This is a genomic window from Nostoc sp. WHI (assembly GCF_015714725.1).
Lineage (GTDB): Bacteria > Cyanobacteriota > Cyanobacteriia > Cyanobacteriales > Nostocaceae > Nostoc.
In genome coordinates this window covers 35,352-53,629 of sequence record NZ_WBKM01000366.1, presented here as the reverse complement: position 1 = coordinate 53,629, position 18,278 = coordinate 35,352, and the positions used below count along the sequence as shown (strand labels likewise).

Genomic DNA, 18,278 nt, shown 5'->3' with positions numbered 1-18,278 from the left:
CATGTTTTAACTTTAGTGCAATCATTAACGATGCGTAGGCGTAGCCCGTCGTAGACATCGCTAACCTTGACAATTCTATTGCTCTGAGTTTATCAAGCACCAGTTTTAGAGCCTAACAAACAGAAGTGATCGTATATTTAACTGAAATTTATATTTAATCAGCAAAAAGGCTTATAGCTTTCTCAAAACTTCATATTTAATAAGTAAAATGGCATTTGACTTAATCAAAAGCTTATTTGACTTAAGTAAAATGGCATTTGACTTACTCATTTTGGTGTTTTCCGCAAGCAAAAGCTTATTTGACTTAAGTAAAATGGCATTTGACTTACTCATTTTGGTGTTTTCCGCAAGCAAAAGCTCATTTGACTTACTCATTTTAGTGTTTTCTGCAAGCAAAAGCTCATTTGACTTACTAAAATGGCTTGTTTGTTTGTTTATGTAAGTAATTCACGCATTAATTGCCCTTGCATTCAAGACGTTACTTGATTTTGTTGCACTGCATTGAGCAAAGCCGATCGCTAAAATAGGTTATTGTCAAAAATTAGCTATTCCCTAGCAAGTTGCTTGATACACAAAGTAGCTAATTGTTATGGCAACTTGATAGTTGAAGATAAAAGTATATGTAATTCCTCACAGAACTGGTAAAATCACCATATTCTTGATAAAGAATATGAGGTTTTGGGTGTTTGCAACTAGATATATGTAATCATCTAGTATTATAAACAGTATATAACTGTATTCCCATCAATTATTTGTAGATTTAGTGGAGGAAATAGAATGAGTTTATGGCAACGCCCACTGAAAAGGTTACAAGCGATCGCTGAACATAGAACGTATCGGTTCAGACTGAATTCACTCAAAGGCTTTGTATCGCTCTTTCTAGTAGCTACTGTTTTGAGTGTGGCGCTTGCTGCCTGCTCTGGTGGAAATGAAAGTAATTCTTCCACACAAAACCCTACTGCTAGTCCTGTGGCTGCAAGCAAAGATAACGTTGAATTAACTCTTGTGTCGTTTGCAGTTACCAAAGCAGCTCACGAGGCGATTATTCCCAAATTTGTCGAACAGTGGAAGAAAGATCATAACCAAACTGTCGTCTTCAAGCAAAGCTATGGCGGATCTGGTTCTCAAACTCGCGCCGTTATTGATGGACTGGAAGCAGATGTAGTCCACTTGGCGCTAGCTGGAGACACCTCAAAGATTGAGAAAGCTGGATTGATTGAGCCTGGTTGGGAGAAAGAAGTTCCTAATAATGGAATTGTCTCCAAATCTGTGGCAGCGCTAATAACTCGCTCAGGTAATCCTAAAGGTATTAAAACCTGGGAAGATTTGGCGACAGGTGATGTAAAAATGATTACTGCTGATCCAAAAACGTCAGGCATTGCCCGCTGGAATTTCTTGGCACTTTGGAACTCTGTAATTAAAACAGGTGGCGACGATGCTAAAGCTATAGAATTTGTTACCAAGGTTTACAATAACGTACCAATTCTGACTAAAGATGCGCGAGAAGCCACTGATGCCTTTGCCAAGCAAGGGCAAGGGGATGTCTTGATAAACTACGAAAACGAAGTTATCCTAGCACAACAAAAAGGCGAGAAGGTTGATTATATCATTCCTGATGTGAACATATCCATTGACAACCCGATCGCCGTGGTAGATAAAAATGTCGATAAGCACGGCAACCGCGAAGTTGCTGAAGGTTTTGTCAAATACCTCTATACACCAGAAGCGCAGCAAGAGTTTGTCAAATTAGGATTCCGTCCCGGTAATGAAGAAGTGGCTCAAACTAAAGAAGCTACAGATAAATTTCCCAAGGTGAAAACTTTAGGTATAGTTGCAGACTTCGGCGGTTGGGAAGCAATTGATAAAAAGTTCTTCGCGGATGGGGCAATTTTTGACAAGATTCAAGCTCAAAAGAAACGGTAATTAAATAATTCGTAATGACGCTCGTTCCGACGCTCGATGACTCGCTACCGCTACGCTATCGCTACCGCTACGCTAACGTAATTCGTAATTCGTAATTGAAGGACAGAGCAATTAATTTAATTACTAATTACGAATACTGACAAACAAGTTATTTTGAATTTGGAGCAAAGCGACGTGACGACTATATCTTCTTCTGTAGAAGCTGAACCCAAAACACCATTCTGGAAGACATTGCAGCGAATTCCTTGGACTTGGCGAATCACCATAGGATACCTGACAGTGATGTTATTTATCCCGATGATTGCCATGTTCCTGAAAGCGAGTACGGAAACTCCGGCAAGATTTTGGGCGATCGCAACCAGTGATATAGCATTGGCAACATATAATGTCACGTTTGTCACGGCAATATTTGCTGCCTTACTCAATGGTGTTTTTGGTACTTTGATTGCTTGGGTTTTGGTTCGCTACGACTTTCCCTTAAAACGCTTGATTGACGCCACCGTAGATTTACCCTTTGCCCTGCCAACTTCGGTAGCAGGGTTAACCCTGGCAACAGTTTACAGCGATAATGGCTGGATAGGTTCGCTACTAGCACCACTGGGAATTAAGGTGTCTTTCACCCGCACGGGAGTAGCGGTAGCAATGATATTTATCTCACTACCTTTTATCGTGAGAACTGTGCAACCCGTGCTTCAGGAAATGGAACATGAAATTGAAGAAGCCTCCTGGTGTTTAGGTGCTTCTCAATGGCAGACTTTCTGGAAAGTGATTTTGCCGCCTTTATTTCCGACAATTTTAACTGGTGTTGCCTTGGGTTTCTCCCGTGCAGTTGGTGAGTATGGTTCCACTGTAATTATCTCTTCCAATACACCATTCCAAGATTTAATCGCACCTGTGCTGATTTTCCAGCGATTAGAACAATATGACTATTCTGGTGCAACAGTAATTGGCATAGTTTTACTATTAATTTCATTGGTAATGCTATTGGCAATTAATTTCTTACAAGCATGGGCAAGGCGATATGACAGTAGATAAGCCAAGTTTTCACTCATCTGCATCTGATACAGATACAGCCAAGCCTGTTAAAGAGCAAAAGAGTTGGGTGCCAATAGTTTTAATTGGTGTAGCGATCGCCTATTTAGCCTTAGTTCAATACATCCCGTCAATTAACGTTTTTGTCCAAGCCTTCAGCAAAGGATTTGGGCCATTTCTGTCCAACTTGACGCGACCAGCTTTTCTCCATGCAGCTTGGCTGACACTGTTGCTAGCTTTGATTTCTCTACCTGTAAATACTGTATTTGGGTTGTGTGCAGCTTGGGCGATCGCTCGGCACAAATTTCCTGGACGCGCCATAGTTTTGAGCATTATTGACCTCCCCTTTTCAATCTCGCCCGTAGTCGCAGGATTGATGATTGTGCTACTTTACGGACGCAATGGATGGTTTGGCCCTTGGCTCCAGGCTCATGATATCAAGATTATCTTTGCCTTTCCAGGTATGGTGCTAGCTACAGCCTTCGTGAGTATGCCCTTTGTGGCGCGGGAAGTGATTCCTGTTTTAGAAGAATTTGGTAAGGATCAAGAAGAAGCTGCTAGAACTTTAGGTGCGAAAGATTGGCAAATATTTTGGCGCGTTACCTTACCTAGTATTCGTTGGGGCTTACTCTACGGTTTAATTTTGACCAATGCCAGAGCAATGGGTGAATTCGGGGCGGTTTCGGTGGTATCTGGCAACATTGCTGACGAAACTCAGAGCCTACCACTGTTTGTAGAAGAGGCTTACAAACAATATGAAACCGAAGCTGCCTTCTCTGCGGCTGTACTGTTGGCGCTGCTAGCAGTGGTAACCTTAGTGCTGAAGGAGATTTTAGAACGCAAAACCCGCATTAGAGATGTTGAATAAAAAAACTCAAGCGCTTAGAAAAGTTATCTTTTAAATAGGATACAAGCAAATCATGGGACATGGTACGATCTACCTAGTACCTATTAGGAAATTACCATTAGGGTTAAGGGTAGTTCTGTACCAATCCCTACCAGGGATTGAAATAATTTAGATATGGCTAGTGACAATACACTTACCAATAAACGGATTCGACTCAGAATTCCTAAGAATTATCACCAGGAACCTGTCATCTCTCGCCTGGTGTCTGACTATGGACTGACTGTAAATATTACAGCAGCAATTTTGGGAGCGAATGCGATCGGTGATGGTTGGTTTGACCTTGAACTACAAGGAACAGATGTACAAATTCAGAGCGGGTTAACCTATCTCCGCGACTTGGAGTTGGAAGTCTGGGATGACACTAAAGCAAATGATTGGTAAGGGTTATGGCAACACATAGCTAGCTGTACGCCCCTATTGAGGATTGTAGTTCAAATAGATGAAAAACGCTATAAGTCGTTGCATGAAAAGTGCCGAGTTAAAAGTGATAAATAAGGTAAACTAGGGCTTTTAAAAAGCCCCCACTACTATATTCCTCTTAGCAATTGGTGATGCTTTGTTTACAAAAGGATATACCAAATCCCTTTATTATTTTGTTGTAAAATCCGGTATCTTTGGCTAAGAAATTCCAGCATCTTTGGAAAAGTTTTTTTGATAATAGCCTGGTAAGTAGAATTAATATAAATATAAGGAGGCTTTGATGAATCTAACTGTTCTAGAAGTTCTGGCCATTGCTCAGGCAGAAAATATTCAAGTGACCAACCATTTAGAGATATTGCTTGAGTCCGATCAGATAAGTAGTAAATAGATGGATCTCCAGCTACATAAATCTCACCAGGAAGACTTGTTGGTTGAGAGATAATATCAACCTCTGAGCGAAGGGATGAATAAATTGGTCTTAATACAGTTTGATATTTTAAACGTGTATCTTTTGTCAAAGCAAAGTTGTTTTGAACTAGAACAGCAATTTTTCCAGTAAAACTATATATCAAAGGTGATAATAATAAAAGTAAAATCAGAATTATAGTAATTCGGTAACTCAATGCTTTTAAAGGTTGCCATAAGATATCTAAGCCTTTAGTTGCTAAAATACCTACAGGTACAAACAATAGTAAATAGTGGTACTCCCACAATGACCAACGTTGTAGAAAAATAACGCCTAAACCAGAAACACACCAAAGAAAAAGTAACAAAGTCAATAAATTTTTACCTTTCCGCATGGATACATTTATTGCAATAACACCCACTAAAAGTAAAGGTGAAAAACTTTGTAAGAACCATTTTATTCCCCAAATCAGCCTACCTTTATTAAATCCAAAATTAGCAGCAATCCGAGGTGGATATAAAAAGAATGTCTGATACAAAATTGATAAACTATTAAACCAGGCAAAGTAGCTAACAAAAAATAGAATCGGAAATGTAATCCCTATAAAAATTGAAAGACCGATTTCTACCAAGACTTTCTTAATTTTCTGCCGTTTTATTAGTACAGAATATATCAAGAGAGTTAGCCAAAACGAAAGTAATATTAGCAAAAATGCAAATTTAAATATGAGGACAATTCCACCAACAAAGCCTGACAGTAAAAGTAGGAAAAACCTTTGCTTCCCTTCATATTTAAAAGATTGATAAGTCAGCCACAGACAAATGAATAAAGGAAAACCAACCAATGCTTCTACTTGAGTAAGATGCCAAGACCCTGAAACAATATAGTAAACGCCAACCGTTAATAAAGGTACTAAACTTGCGATTATCTGATGCTGAAAATAGCTTTTGAGACTCAGCAACAATATTATAGAAAAGAACACCATGTAGATAAGTTCAAAGACATGGATGCCAATCTCATTAAAACCAAACAAAGTTCCCGCCAAAAAATAAAAGTAAAAAATCCCCGGTTGCTTCACATCCCAAAAATCACGATAGAGTAACTTTCCTTGTTGCATTTCCAAAGCACCTAGATTAAACAATGCTTGATCGCCGTTAAATGGAAAAGGTAAATGTATAAGACCAATCACCACAATCACGATCAAAACTAGAAAGTCAATTCTATTTAACTTGGTAATACTAATCATAAAATCTTATAATCCAAACTCCAGCGACTATCCTACACTGATTAATATCCTACCAGAGTATAGATCAACGCAATTTTATTAAGATGAGTGCGATAGTCTGGGACGACACTAAAGTAAATGATTGGTAAGGTTTATAGCGACACATAGGGGGGCGCACAGATAGCTGTGCGCCCCCCTATCGAGGATTGTGTTTCAAATGAAATGGACGAAAAACGCTGTAAGTCGTTGGATAAACTAGGGCTTTTAAAAAGTCCTCACCATATTCCTCTTAGCAATTGGTGGTAGGTTATTTACAAAAAGACATACCAGATACCGTTATTATTTTGACGTAAAATACGGTATCTTTGCTCAATAAATTCCAACATTTTTGGGAAATTTTCTTTGATGGTAGCCTGCTGAACATAATCAATAAAGATATAAGGAGGCTTTGATGAATCTAACTGCTCTAGAAGTTTTGTCCATTGTTCAGGCAGAAAATATTCAAGCGCCCAACCCCGTAGTGATGTTGCCTGAGTACGATTAGAGAAGTAGTAAATAGATGGATCACCAGCTACATAAATCTCACCTGGCAGACTTCCTGGTTGGGAGATAAAGTCAGCCTCTGAACGAAAAAAGGGATATTTTTCCCTAAAAATAGTCTGATATTTCAATCGTGTATCTTCAGCCAAAGCAAAGTTATTATTAACCAAAAAAACACTCTTTTTTACAAGAGTATACGGTAAAGGTAAGAAAAATAAAAGTACAAGCAGAATTGTAGTAAGTGGGGAAGTCAATTTTTTTGAAGACTGCCATATTACATCTAATCCTTTAGTTGCTAAAATACCTACAGGTACAAACAATAGTAAATAATGGTACTCCCACAATGCCCCACTTTGGAGAAAAATAACACCCAAACCAACAATACACCAAATAACAAGTAGCAAAGTCAATATATTTTTAGACTTACGCAATGATATATCTACCCCAACAATAGCCGCTAAAATTAGAGGGTAAAAACCATATAAGAACCATTTGATTCCCGAAAAAAAATTCCTTGGATCAAATTGGAAATTAGCAACAATCCGAGGTGGATATAAAAAGAATGTCTGATACAAAATTGATAAACTATTAAACCAGGCAAAGTAGCTAACAACATATAGAATCGGAAATATAATCCCTATAAAAATTGAAAGACCGATTTCTACCAAGGCTTTCTCAATTTTCTGCCGTTTTATTAGTACAGAATATATTAAGAGAGTTAGCCAAAACGAAAGTAATATTAGCAAAAATATTAATTTAAATATGAGGACAATTCCACCAACAAAGCCTGACAGTAAAAGTAGGAAAAATCTTTGCTTCCCTTCATATTTAAAAGATTGATAAGTCAGCCAAAGACAAATGAATAAAGGAAAACCAACCAGTGCTTCTACTTGAGTAAGATGCCAAGACCCTGAAACAATATAGTAAACGCCAACCGTTAATAAAGGTACTAAACTTGCGATTATCTGATGCTGAAAATAGCTTTTGAGACTCAGCAACAATATTATAGAAAAGAACACCATGTAGATAAGTTCAAAGACATGGATACCAATCTCATTAAAACCAAACAAAGTTCCCGCCAAAAAATAAAAGTAAAAAATCCCCGGTTGCTTCACATCCCAAAAATCACGATAAAGTATCTTCCCTTGTTGTATCTCGAAAGCACCTAGCCTAAAAAATGCTTGATCTCCATTAAATGGAAAAGGTAAATGTATAAGACCAATTATTACAATCACAATCAAAACTAGAAAGTCAATTCTATTTAATTTAGTAATACTAATCATAAAATCTTATAATCAATACTTAAGTTGCTATTCTATACTGATTAATATTTTACCAGAGTAAGAGCAACGCGATTGTGTAATTGAGTGTGATTCGTTCGCTAAAAATCTAACAAAATTTTTACATTAATTGGGCATATTTTACGTAAATTTACTCATTATTTTTTATAGTCTTTATGAAATTCTCCTTTATATAACAATAAAGTACATTAAATTGATAGATTTGTCGTAGTATAAGAAGAGCCAAAAAGATGAAAATCTCTGTAAGGTTGACATCCAAACAGGCACGGTTGAGTTTTAGAGGTACGGCATCAGTAAGATTTAGGACTTACGCATACGAGATCGAGATCCCCCAACCCCCTTAAAAAGGGGGCTTTTAAGATTCCCCCTTTTTGAAAGCTTGCTTGAGGGGATCAAGCTTTCAAGTTTTCAGTGCGTAAGTCCTGAGATTGTTTGCCGAACCTAAAAATTGCGTAGGCGCAGCCCGTCGTAGGCATCGCTATGGAGAATTAATCTGATGTCTCCCACTAAATCTGTAGAACCTGCTTCAGTCCACAGCCGAATTCTTGTGCCTCAGCGCTATCACAGGCAACCTGTAATTTCCCGACTGGTGTCTCGTTATGGTTTAACCGTCAATATAAAAGCTGCATCCCTGACATCCGACAGTGACAGCGACGGCTGGTTTGATTTGGAACTTTCAGGAAATCCTCAAAAACTGACAAATAGCTTATCTTACTTGCAAGGATTGGGAGTAAATTTGCTGCAACTAGCGATCGCTAACCATATTCAACCCAACCAGCACTCTCTACCTTTCCCAAATCCAGCTAACAAACTGAGTCCCAAAGACGCTGGATGGCTGACAGATCAATGGCAAGAACAATTCCAACAATGGATTTCTACAGGTCAAACCAATCGATTGCGGTTGCAACTGTGCGTCTTAAAAACCTATTACGAGGAACCAGTGATTTGTGAGTTAGTTTCTCGTTATGGATTAACAGTCAATATCACCAGTGCTATACTTAAACCTAATACGGAAGATGACGGTTGGTTTGACTTAGATTTGTGGGGCAGAACAAAGCAACTCTACTCTAGTCTGAATTATTTAGAAAAACTGGGGCTACCAATTTGGCTAGATTTGTCTAGCATCTATGGCGATCGCTAAGGAAAGAATTTAGGAATCAGCATTCAAAATGCTGAAATAATCTAAATTTCATAATACCAAATCTCTTCTTCTCGCAGCACAATTCGATGTAGAGAAAGGCGATCAATCAAGCCCTCTTGCTCAAATTGCCCAAGAACGCGAGTGATGGTCACACGAGTTGAACCGAGCATTTGGGCCAGGTCTTCATGAGTCAGACGCATATCTATTAAACGTCCTTTTTCAACTTCCGAACCAAATTTTTTGGATAACCATGCCAACAGCTTGATGAGCATGGTATCAACTTTTTTATGGCTACGAATAACCATCAATTCTTGAGCCTGTTGAATATGAGCAAGTAGAGTTTCTGTTAATTGAGTCCACTCTTCTAAAGGTAAGACTGTCGCCTCTACTTTAGTTAGGCATTCCATCTGATAAGGTTCTAATTTTGACAAAGCTTTCCCAACGACATCTCCAGGTCCCCACAATCCCAGAGCGACGGTTGTACCATCTTCCAGATAGGTAAAAGTCCTGACAAAACCCCTTTCAATTTCCCAAAGGCCGCTTTGATGCCCTGGCAGAAATGACCGACGGGCAAAAATTTGCTTCGTCTTATTACTACTTGAGCTAGATAAGCTTGTGTACAAAGACACCATATATAATACTAATTTCCGATTCAATAACCGTAGTATTATATTTATATCAGGTTATCAGAGCTTATGGGTATTTTAAAGAAAAGAGTGGGGAAGCAGAGGAAAATAATTAATAACTAATGCCCAGTGCCCTATTTTCTAAATTCCCGCACCATCAAGAAAATCTTCAATCATCCCATCAGAATTATTGCACTTAGGGTTGTCGGTTTGTTCGTCGCCAAGCTCAGTTAGGGACAAACTTGATTTATCTTGCAACTGCTCAAACTGTTTTTCTAGAACCTTCACGCGTTCAAATAAAGCGCGGATTACTTCAGCTTCTACGTCGCGTACTTTATCATGATCCAGAACATTGGTAGGTAAGTTGTTTTGACGAGTCACGCGCCCTGGAATCCCGACTACAGTAGTATTGCTAGGCACATCTCGCAGCACCACAGAACCGGCTCCAATGCGGACGCGATCGCCAATTTGAATATTTCCTAATACTTTTGCACCCGCTCCCACAACTACATGAGCGCCTAAAGTTGGATGGCGCTTACCGGTTTCTTTGCCTGTACCACCCAAGGTGACACCTTGATAAATTAAGGCATAATCACCTACGATTGCTGTCTCACCAATCACTACTCCCATACCGTGATCAATAAAAACTCCCTGGCCAATTAATGCCCCTGGATGGATTTCAATTCCAGTTAAAAACCGACTAATATGAGAGATAAACCGAGGTATAAAGGGAATCCCTAATTTATGCAGCCAGTGCGCCAAGCGATGGAATATTAGGGCTTGGAGTCCAGGGTAACAGAACAATACTTCCAACCAGTTACGGGCTGCTGGATCACGCTCAAAAATGGTTCGCAAATCAGTTATTAGCATACTCAGTTGACATCATCTTTGGTAGGTGAGGCTGTGAAACTATCAATGCAAGGTAATTCCTGCAAAAAATGACTTATTTTTGGTCATTGTGTAAGATAATCTACGGTAAGTCGATAGACTTGTCGAATTTATGGTGTTAGTAAGTGGGATGCTATCACATCTAAATACCTTGAGAAAAATTAATTTCCTACAAGATGCGATAAATTCATCGATTCACCGTAGTATGTTGAGTACAGTCTTGAATAGCCAAAACTACGCTCTCCTAGATATTTCTTCTAAAGTGGAATATGCGCTGCTGGCACTTTTAGAACTGGCAAGCCACCACGGAAAAAAACTTCCCTTAACGATGAGCGAGATCACTGCTAAACAGCCCATACCCGAACGCTATCTGGAACAAATTTTGACCAACCTCCGGCGTGCTGGTGTGGTGCAGAGTCAACGCGGCTCTAAAGGAGGTTTCCTTTTGGTTCGTGAACCTTGGCAGATCACCTTGTTGGAAATTGTCACTTTGGTCGAAGGTGAGCGGAAAGAGAAAAATAGCTCTGACCCTCCCACTCTAGAAAGGACTTTGGTTTATGAAGTTTGGGAGCAAGCTAACGCTGCCGCGATTGAAGTTTTGGGACGCTATACGCTCCAAGACTTGTGCCAAGAAAGAGAAACTCGCGCCCAGCAAAGTCCGATGTATTATATTTAGACACGACGGAGTATTGATATGCGGATAGCAAAAGATATTACAGAGTTAATCGGACGAACTCCTTTAGTCCAATTAAATAATATTCCCCAAGCTTTGGGAGCAGTTGCTCAGATTGTAGTGAAGCTAGAAAGCATGAATCCAGCGTCTTCTGTCAAAGACAGGATTGGCGCGAGTATGGTGGAAGCGGCGGAAGAAGCAGGCTTGATTCACCCAGGAAAAACTGTTTTGGTAGAACCAACTTCTGGGAATACGGGAATTGCGCTAGCGATGGTGGCGGCCGCTAAGGGTTATCATCTTATTCTAACGATGCCTGACACAATGAGCCAGGAAAGACGATCAATGCTCCGAGCTTATGGCGCTCAACTAGAGTTAACGCCAGGGGTAGAAGGAATGCGAGGAGCCATCGGTCGTGCAGAGCAGATTTTAGCTCAAACGCCCAATGCTTATATGTTGCAGCAGTTCCGCAACCCCGCTAACCCGAAAGTTCACGCCGAAACCACAGCAGAAGAAATCTGGGATGATACCGATGGACAGGTGGATATTCTCGTGGCGGGAGTGGGTACTGGTGGGACGATTACGGGAGTATCTGAAGTTATTAAAAGACGGAAGCCGAGTTTTCAAGCGATCGCAGTTGAACCAAGCAACAGCCCAGTATTAGCGGGTGGTAAATCAGGGCCTCATAAAATCCAAGGTATCGGCCCGGGATTTATCCCAGCAATTTACCGCCCAGAATTAGTAGATGAAGTGATTCAAGTGGCGGATGAGCAAGCGATCGCTTACAGCCGTCGTCTAGCAAAAGAAGAAGGATTGCTATCCGGTATTTCTACTGGCGCAGCTTTATACGCGGCGATTCAAGTGGCACAGCGACCAGAAAATGCAGGCCGTCTAATCGTCATGATCCAGCCTAGCTTTGGCGAACGCTACCTCAGTACCTCACTGTTCAAAGATCCAGAGGAAAATGAGTGGTTGAGCAAAGTTTGATTCCTGATTTAGTAACACTCACTAAAAGCAAAACAATTTTTATTGCTAGATATAGCAATAAATTCTAATAAATTTACCATAGCAGTTGGTTTCGACTTCTCTGCGAGACGCTACGCGAACGCTCAACCAACTGAGTGGTCGAAAGTTGAGCGAACTTGAAACTCGTCAACATAGGTATTTTTTTAATTAGAAATCACCTTATTGATTGGTTTCTTCTGTTACTAGGTTTTGTAGTACCTCTTGCACCTTTTGTGGAGAATTCTGTTCCTGTAGCGCTGTCCAGCAATGCCCTTGATTATTGCTCGGCAAAATTTGACTACTGCTCAACAAAACTTGACTGGATAATTGGCTCCGCACTTGGCGTAATGCATTCATACAAGGTGGACAGTCACAACCAAACAGCGCAACCGCCGCATCGCTTTCCGCAGCGCTGAAATCCATTAAAGAGTCTTCGATCAAACTTTCAGTCGAAGATGCGGCGTTGGTTTCAGCATTCTGGAACGCTAGCCTTGTTTCTAAGAAACTCATGCCAGAATCTACAGGTACATTGCATGAGGTTTGAACGGAAGCAGACGTTCTTGTTCCAGCCGCAAGGGTTAAACCTGGCATCAGTATTATCGTTAGCATTGAGCTTGCAAGCTTAGGAAGCGTAGCCCAGTTTAGTAAAATTCGATGGTTCATTCGATAAACTCCTCTACGAGTCTAAGAGTCAAACTGCTCAATGATAGATTATTTTAATAATTTTGATGCAGTTCAGCAATATCCTCTTGCTTTGGGTCATATTCCCCCATAGTACCTACGGTGTATACACAAGTCGAAAAAAGCGCGATTCTCTCGTTCCCATGCTCTGCGGGGTTTTGCTTTGATGATTTGTTGCGATCGCCCAAAAGGTCATCATTCTCAATAGTGGAAAATTACTTGAGAATTATTTATAGTACTTTATGAGGGAATTTAAGAGACTAAATAAGTCTATTGTGAATATATAAACTTAGTTTCTCAAGCGATCGCGTAGTGTGTCGCAGACAAGTCAGCTAAAGATAGCTTATACATAATCGGATTGAGAACCAAGGCTAAAAAACCTAAATTCCTTGAAGAAATCAGCTTTAGAGTACCTGTAATATGGGAAACTTGGCAATATTCTCTATAAATCAGATTTTAAGATGAATAACACAATTTCGGACATCGCAGTGAAGACCATCAACGGTGAAGATAAGCAGTTAAACGACTACACCGGAAAAGTACTCTTAATTGTAAATGTGGCTTCCTACTGCGGTTATACTTCCCAATACGAAGGACTAGAAAAATTGAACCATAAATATGGGGAAACAGGTTTACGTATTTTGGGGTTCCCTTGTAACGATTTTGGAGCGCAGGAACCAGGAAGCAATGAAGAGATTATCCAATTCTGTACAAGTACTTATGGCGTTACCTTTGAACTATTCGATAAAGTTCATGCCAAAGGCTCGCAGCAGCACCCACTTTATGATCGACTTACCAAAAGCGTTGAGCCAACGGGACCTATTGCTTGGAACTTTGAAAAATTTTTAGTTAATAAGCAAGGTGAAGTTGTAGCTCGATTTAATAGCAGTGTTCAGCCAAATTCACCAGAGATAATTGCCATAATTGAAAAAGAATTAGCAAAATAATCCTTTTATTTCTGGGGATTGTTAATCTTGGATTTTGAATTATTATTTGTATCTAAGTTGTCATGAACGTTGCAATCATTGGTTGTGGTTATGTTGGCTATAAAGTTGCTCAATGTTGGCAGCAAAAGATGGATTTTGTTGTCAGTGCAACCACAACTTCTTCTGAGCGTCTCCCTGCCCTACAATCAGTAGCGCAAAAAGTTGTAGTTACCCGAAGTAATGACCTAGATAGTCTAAAATCAGTTTTACACAATCAAGATGTTGTACTTTTGAGTGTTGGGGCAAAAAGTGCAGAGGTTTATGAAGAAACTTATCTACAAACTGCCCAAACTTTAGTTTCAGTCTTACGGCAGATGAAGAGTGTGAAACAATTAATATACACAGGGAGTTATGCCGTATATGGTGACAGAAATGGTGTATGGGTAGATGAAGAAACACCCCTCGCCCCTGCCACTTTAAATGCACAAATTCTCCGAAAAACAGAGGATATTTTACTATCAGCATCTAGCGAAAATCTCCGTGTTTGTATCTTCCGCTTAGGAGGGATTTACGGGACTGGCAGGGAACTGATAAAAATATTTAATAGATATTCTGGTACAACCCGTCCCGGTAACGGCGAAGACATCACGAATTGGATTCATCTGGATGATATTGTTGGTGCAGTAGAATTTGCGCGTCACCATCGTTTGCAAGGAATTTATAATTTAGTGGATGATGCACATCTTACCAGTCGAGAGTTGCTAGACAGCTTATTTGAAAAACACAATTTACCCAAAGTTATATGGGATACTTCTATCAACAGTACTCGCCCCTATAATGCTTGGGTATCAAATGAAAAGCTCAAAGAGGCTGGATATCAGTTGATTCATCCACAGATGGTTTTTTAGCAAGTATTAAAAACTAGGAATTATGGAACCTTTTGCTGTAGCTAACACAATGGATTTGACAGCATCTCCTAGCCAGTTTTACAGTTGGCAGAATTATCGTTGTGCTTACGAAGTTCATCAGCCAAGTAATACAACACCTAAGAGCATTCCCTTACTGTTAATTCATCCCATTGGCGTGGGATTATCGCGGCAATTTTGGTGGCGATTTTGCCGCGAATCGGACAAAACAGGTCAGCATTATTCAATTTACAACCCTGATTTATTAGGATGTGGTGCAAGTGATATGCCCCATCTGGCTTACACTCCTAATGATTGGGCAGAACAGTTGCAGTACTTTTTACAAACAGTAATTCAAAAACCTGTCGTTGTAGTAGTACAAGGGGCATTATTACCAGTTGCGTTAGCTTTGCTCGCCGCAGGCATCGCATTAGTTCAAAAAGAATCAAATTTAATTGCTGGACTTGTACTTTCTGGCCCTCCAGCATGGCCTTTGATGACAAAGAAATCACCAGAATGGCAGCAAAGAGTTGTTTGGAATTTGTTAGATTCGCCTTTTGGCAGTGTTTTTTATCGCTATGCACGCACCCCAAATTTTTTAGGTTCTTTCTCGACTCGTCAACTCTTTGCTTCTGATCATGCTGTAGATGCAGAGTGGTTAAATACATTGGTTGCAGGTGCAGAAAATCCCGCTAGTCGCCATGCAGTGTTTTCTTTTTTAGCCGGATTTTGGCGACAGGATTATGGTAATGCGATCGCTTCTATCCAGCAACCAACATTAGTGGTTGTGGGGGAAACAGCATCGAGTATTAGCCAAGAAGGTAAAAAAGAAACGCCAGATGAACGTTTGGCTGACTACCTCGCTCGTTTACCTCAAGGTCGGGGGATAAAAATAACTGGGCGCAACGTTCTACCCTATGAATCAACTGCTGAATTTGTCGCTGCGATCGCCCCGTTTATCAATGAACTTTCTTTAGCTAATTGACACTTAGATTAAACCAATCCTCTTGTGATAGGTTATGACTGGGATTAATTACTAAAGGCAAGCAAAATTATGTTCCCCAATCGCCGAGGGCAAAGAGTTCCCAATGTCACTTTCCATACTCGTCAGAATGACCAGTGGGCGGATGTAACAACCGATAAGCTGTTTGCTGATAAGACAGTGGTAGTTTTCTCCTTACCTGGTGCCTACACTCCGACTTGTTCATCAACTCATCTGCCTGGTTACAACGAGTTAGCTAAGGTTTTCAAACAAAATGGTGTCGATGACATTATCTGCATTTCTGTAAATGATACCTTTGTGATGAACGAATGGGCAAAGGATCAAGAGGCAGAAAATATCACACTAATTCCCGATGGAAATGGTGAATTTACTGAAGGCATGGGAATGCTCGTAGATAAATCAGACTTGGGGTTTGGGAAGCGATCGTGGCGCTATTCTATGTTGGTAAAAGATGGTGTCATTAATCAGATGTTTATTGAGCCAGACGAGCCAGGAGATCCCTTTAAAGTGTCCGATGCTGAGACAATGCTCAGATATATAAATCCTCAAGCAGTGAAGTCTGAAGTAGTTTCTCTGTTTACGAAAGTGGGTTGTCCCTTCTGCGCTCGTGCTAAAGCGATGCTTCAGGAACATGGTATCAATTACGAAGAAATTACCTTGAGTAAGGATATCACCACACGCTCCTTACGAGCAGTTACAGGAGCAACAACAGTTCCCCAAGTATTTATTGATGGTAAATTAATTGGTGGTTCTGAGGCACTAGAAGCCTACTTCGCTGCTAAATAGGATTTTAGTAGGAGTGCATAGTTGTGTAGTGGTGTCAACTTATGCCAAAATCTCCTTAAAACCTCGTTTCCAGCCTCTGGCTGGAAATGCTGCTCATTGCGGCTCTGCCGCGAGTAAGGGAGGCGGAGCCTCAAAATAGGCATTCCCAGTCAGAGACTGGGAACGAGGTAAAAACTTATGCCAAAATCCTCTTAAAACCTCGTTTCCAGCCTCTGGCTGGAAATGCTGCTCATTGCGGCTCTGCCGCGAGTAAGGGAGGCGGAGCCTCAAAATAGGCATTCCCAGTCAGAGACTGGGAACGAGGTAAAAATCTTTTATCATGTCCGATAAATTACTTGTGATATGTCATTGCGTTTAACCGGACATGATATAACAGGTTTGCGAGTTCAAAAGTTAGTTTACGAATTCAAAAGTTAGTTTACGAATTCAAAAGCTAGTTTACGAGTTCAAAAGTTAGTTTACGAATTCAAAAGCTAGTTTACGAGTTGGAAAGTAGATTTTTGAGTTAAAAAAGGAGAAGCAAGTAGTATAGTTTCTGCCAGAAGTCACTAGCATTTAATCATGTAAAATCAATTCTAATTAAATTACTACTTATCTAAAAACAATATGTTTGCTAGAATCCGCCGACTTTTGAGCCAATTTTTTAGTAAGTCAAGGACAATTAACAACGAACCACTGAATAAAGTGAGTTTAATTGTTATTATTTTAATTGATATTTTTATCTTGATCAATGTTTTTACGGGACTGGATGACATTAGCAGATGGTATATCAGTCCAACCCAGGCTTATCCATGTTATTCAGAGTGGCAAAATTATCAGACAAAAACCACTAAAGATAAAGACTATGAAATTGTTAGACTTTCATTGCCATATAATACGAACAATCAACTTAGTTTTCAGCAAAACTATCAACAAGCTGAAGTAGGACATTTGGGTAAGGTTTCTCAAACGTGCTTGCAATATGCAGACTACAAAGATAGGATTAACAATCGTGAAAAGCAGCAAATTATAAAAACTATTGATCAAAAACAATCGCAAATCAGTACCCTTGAACAAGCCAATCGCACTATTAGAACTCAATATGACTCAACGCTTCTGGAAAAAATTGCAGGGCAGAATCGTGAGCAATCAATTAATCAAGTCGGTGCTGAAAAAGCTAAACAGGCATTAGAACAAAATAACCGCCAAATTTCTACACGGAAAGCGGAAATTTCTACTCTTAAAAATGAACTTCTTTCTAAACCGGAGAGTGTTAGTTTTATAGCCTTTCTTCAGGATCAAAATCAATTCAATTCGGTTGAGAAAGGCTATAAACAGGCATCATTTTGGTATCCAAGTATCCAGCTTGCTTTTCAGTCGCTCTTTCTTCTACCGCTAATTCTCGTTGCTTTATTAGTTTACAAATTTACTCAACGAAGAAGATACGGACTGATCTCGCTCATTAGCTGGCATTTGCTAGTTATCTTTTTTATACCACTGATTCTTAAAATATTTGAATTTCTTCAAGTCGGCGTAATATTTCAATTTCTCTTTGATATAATCAGCACCCTTTTTGGCGGTTTACTTTTCCTGATAAATTATGTTTATATTTTGCTGATTCCACTTATTGGTTTTGGCATTATCCAATTTTTTCAAAAATTTGTTTTTAATGCTAAAGTCCAAGCAGCTAGCAGATTTCAAAAATCCGGCTGTGTCAATTGTGCTAAAACAATTCGGCATCATGATACTTACTGTCCACACTGCGGCTATTATCAGCAGGTTGAATGCCAAAACTGTCATAATCTTACTTATAAACATTTGTCATACTGTAAACATTGTGGAACTTCTCAAGATTCCAGTAATTTGTAATCGGTGAAGTGGTTTATTAGTCTTTTTAACTTAAATATGGAAAGA

General features: G+C 39.7%; 19 protein-coding genes. 12 read left to right on the top strand and 7 right to left on the bottom strand.

Translation table 11 applies throughout. From position 1 onward, the window contains the following. Positions 1–171: 171 nt before the first annotated feature. Positions 172–375 (bottom strand): hypothetical protein, encoded by a 204-nt coding sequence (locus F8S12_RS38060; protein WP_196521507.1) that lies wholly within the window; start codon positions 373–375, stop codon positions 172–174. 402 nt (positions 376–777) lie between these two features. On the opposite strand from F8S12_RS38060, the gene F8S12_RS38055 reads away from it, so the two are divergent. From F8S12_RS38055 to F8S12_RS38040, 4 genes are all read left to right on the top strand, one after another. Further along, positions 778–1,923, top strand: a complete 1,146-nt coding sequence (locus F8S12_RS38055; RefSeq protein ID WP_196521506.1) for a sulfate ABC transporter substrate-binding protein — start codon at positions 778–780, stop codon at positions 1,921–1,923. 174 nt (positions 1,924–2,097) lie between these two features. After that, positions 2,098–2,958 (top strand): sulfate ABC transporter permease subunit CysT, encoded by an 861-nt coding sequence (gene cysT, locus F8S12_RS38050; protein WP_196521505.1) that lies wholly within the window; start codon positions 2,098–2,100, stop codon positions 2,956–2,958. Then, entirely contained in the window at positions 2,945–3,823 is an 879-nt protein-coding gene (cysW, locus tag F8S12_RS38045; protein WP_196521504.1) for a sulfate ABC transporter permease subunit CysW, read from the top strand. Before cysT ends, cysW begins: the two co-directional genes overlap by 14 nt. Positions 3,824–3,976: 153 nt before the next feature. Next, positions 3,977–4,243 (top strand): NIL domain-containing protein, encoded by a 267-nt coding sequence (locus F8S12_RS38040; protein WP_196521503.1) that lies wholly within the window; start codon positions 3,977–3,979, stop codon positions 4,241–4,243. 179 nt (positions 4,244–4,422) lie between these two features. Here the strand turns inward: F8S12_RS38040 and F8S12_RS38035 are convergent, their stop codons facing one another. Next, positions 4,423–5,934: a glycosyltransferase family 39 protein gene (locus tag F8S12_RS38035; protein WP_196521502.1), complete on the bottom strand. Its 1,512-nt coding sequence runs from the start codon at positions 5,932–5,934 to the stop codon at positions 4,423–4,425. A gap of 290 nt (positions 5,935–6,224) precedes the next feature. After that, a complete protein-coding gene (locus tag F8S12_RS38030; protein WP_196521501.1) occupies positions 6,225–7,736 on the bottom strand; it encodes a hypothetical protein in 1,512 nt (503 codons plus the stop codon). Between the two features lie 514 nt (positions 7,737–8,250). Here F8S12_RS38030 and F8S12_RS38025 point away from each other — a divergent pair. Next, the gene (locus F8S12_RS38025) at positions 8,251–8,895 is read left to right on the top strand and encodes an NIL domain-containing protein (RefSeq protein ID WP_196521500.1); all 645 of its coding nucleotides are present in this window, start codon (positions 8,251–8,253) and stop codon (positions 8,893–8,895) included. A 41-nt stretch (positions 8,896–8,936) separates the two neighbouring features. Here F8S12_RS38025 and F8S12_RS38020 read toward each other — a convergent pair whose 3' ends face one another. Together F8S12_RS38020 and cysE are read right to left on the bottom strand one after the other, a co-directional pair. After that, positions 8,937–9,527 carry a Crp/Fnr family transcriptional regulator gene (locus tag F8S12_RS38020; protein WP_196521499.1) on the bottom strand — a complete coding sequence of 197 codons (591 nt, stop codon included), beginning with the start codon at positions 9,525–9,527 and terminating at the stop codon, positions 8,937–8,939. Between the two features lie 135 nt (positions 9,528–9,662). Further along, positions 9,663–10,391, bottom strand: a complete 729-nt coding sequence (cysE, locus tag F8S12_RS38015; RefSeq protein ID WP_196521498.1) for a serine O-acetyltransferase — start codon at positions 10,389–10,391, stop codon at positions 9,663–9,665. A 223-nt stretch (positions 10,392–10,614) separates the two neighbouring features. Between cysE and F8S12_RS38010 the strand changes: the two genes are divergently transcribed. Both F8S12_RS38010 and cysK read left to right on the top strand, forming a co-directional pair. After that, entirely contained in the window at positions 10,615–11,085 is a 471-nt protein-coding gene (locus tag F8S12_RS38010; RefSeq protein ID WP_196521522.1) for an RrF2 family transcriptional regulator, read from the top strand. A gap of 18 nt (positions 11,086–11,103) precedes the next feature. Next, the gene (gene cysK / locus F8S12_RS38005) at positions 11,104–12,066 is read left to right on the top strand and encodes a cysteine synthase A (protein ID WP_196521497.1); all 963 of its coding nucleotides are present in this window, start codon (positions 11,104–11,106) and stop codon (positions 12,064–12,066) included. 198 nt (positions 12,067–12,264) lie between these two features. Here cysK and F8S12_RS38000 read toward each other — a convergent pair whose 3' ends face one another. Continuing rightward, positions 12,265–12,693, bottom strand: a complete 429-nt coding sequence (locus tag F8S12_RS38000) for a hypothetical protein (RefSeq protein WP_196521496.1) — start codon at positions 12,691–12,693, stop codon at positions 12,265–12,267. A gap of 533 nt (positions 12,694–13,226) precedes the next feature. Between F8S12_RS38000 and F8S12_RS37995 the strand changes: the two genes are divergently transcribed. The 4 genes from F8S12_RS37995 to F8S12_RS37980 all read left to right on the top strand — a co-directional run bounded on the left by F8S12_RS37995 (position 13,227) and on the right by F8S12_RS37980 (position 16,385). Next, the gene (locus F8S12_RS37995; RefSeq protein ID WP_196521495.1) at positions 13,227–13,712 is read left to right on the top strand and encodes a glutathione peroxidase; all 486 of its coding nucleotides are present in this window, start codon (positions 13,227–13,229) and stop codon (positions 13,710–13,712) included. 62 nt (positions 13,713–13,774) lie between these two features. Then, positions 13,775–14,599, top strand: coding sequence for an SDR family oxidoreductase (locus F8S12_RS37990; protein ID WP_196521494.1), 825 nt, complete (start codon positions 13,775–13,777; stop codon positions 14,597–14,599). A gap of 22 nt (positions 14,600–14,621) precedes the next feature. Beyond that, a complete protein-coding gene (locus F8S12_RS37985) occupies positions 14,622–15,581 on the top strand; it encodes an alpha/beta fold hydrolase (protein WP_196521493.1) in 960 nt (319 codons plus the stop codon). 69 nt (positions 15,582–15,650) lie between these two features. After that, entirely contained in the window at positions 15,651–16,385 is a 735-nt protein-coding gene (locus F8S12_RS37980; RefSeq protein ID WP_196521492.1) for a glutathione peroxidase, read from the top strand. 93 nt (positions 16,386–16,478) lie between these two features. Here the strand turns inward: F8S12_RS37980 and F8S12_RS41395 are convergent, their stop codons facing one another. Beyond that, the gene (locus tag F8S12_RS41395; RefSeq protein WP_230968562.1) at positions 16,479–16,655 is read right to left on the bottom strand and encodes a hypothetical protein; all 177 of its coding nucleotides are present in this window, start codon (positions 16,653–16,655) and stop codon (positions 16,479–16,481) included. Positions 16,656–16,991: 336 nt separating this feature from the next. Here F8S12_RS41395 and F8S12_RS37975 point away from each other — a divergent pair, with 336 nt between their 5' ends. Continuing rightward, complete coding sequence (locus tag F8S12_RS37975; protein ID WP_196521491.1) at positions 16,992–18,233, top strand: hypothetical protein; 1,242 nt, start codon at positions 16,992–16,994, stop codon at positions 18,231–18,233. Positions 18,234–18,278: the final 45 nt, after the last annotated feature.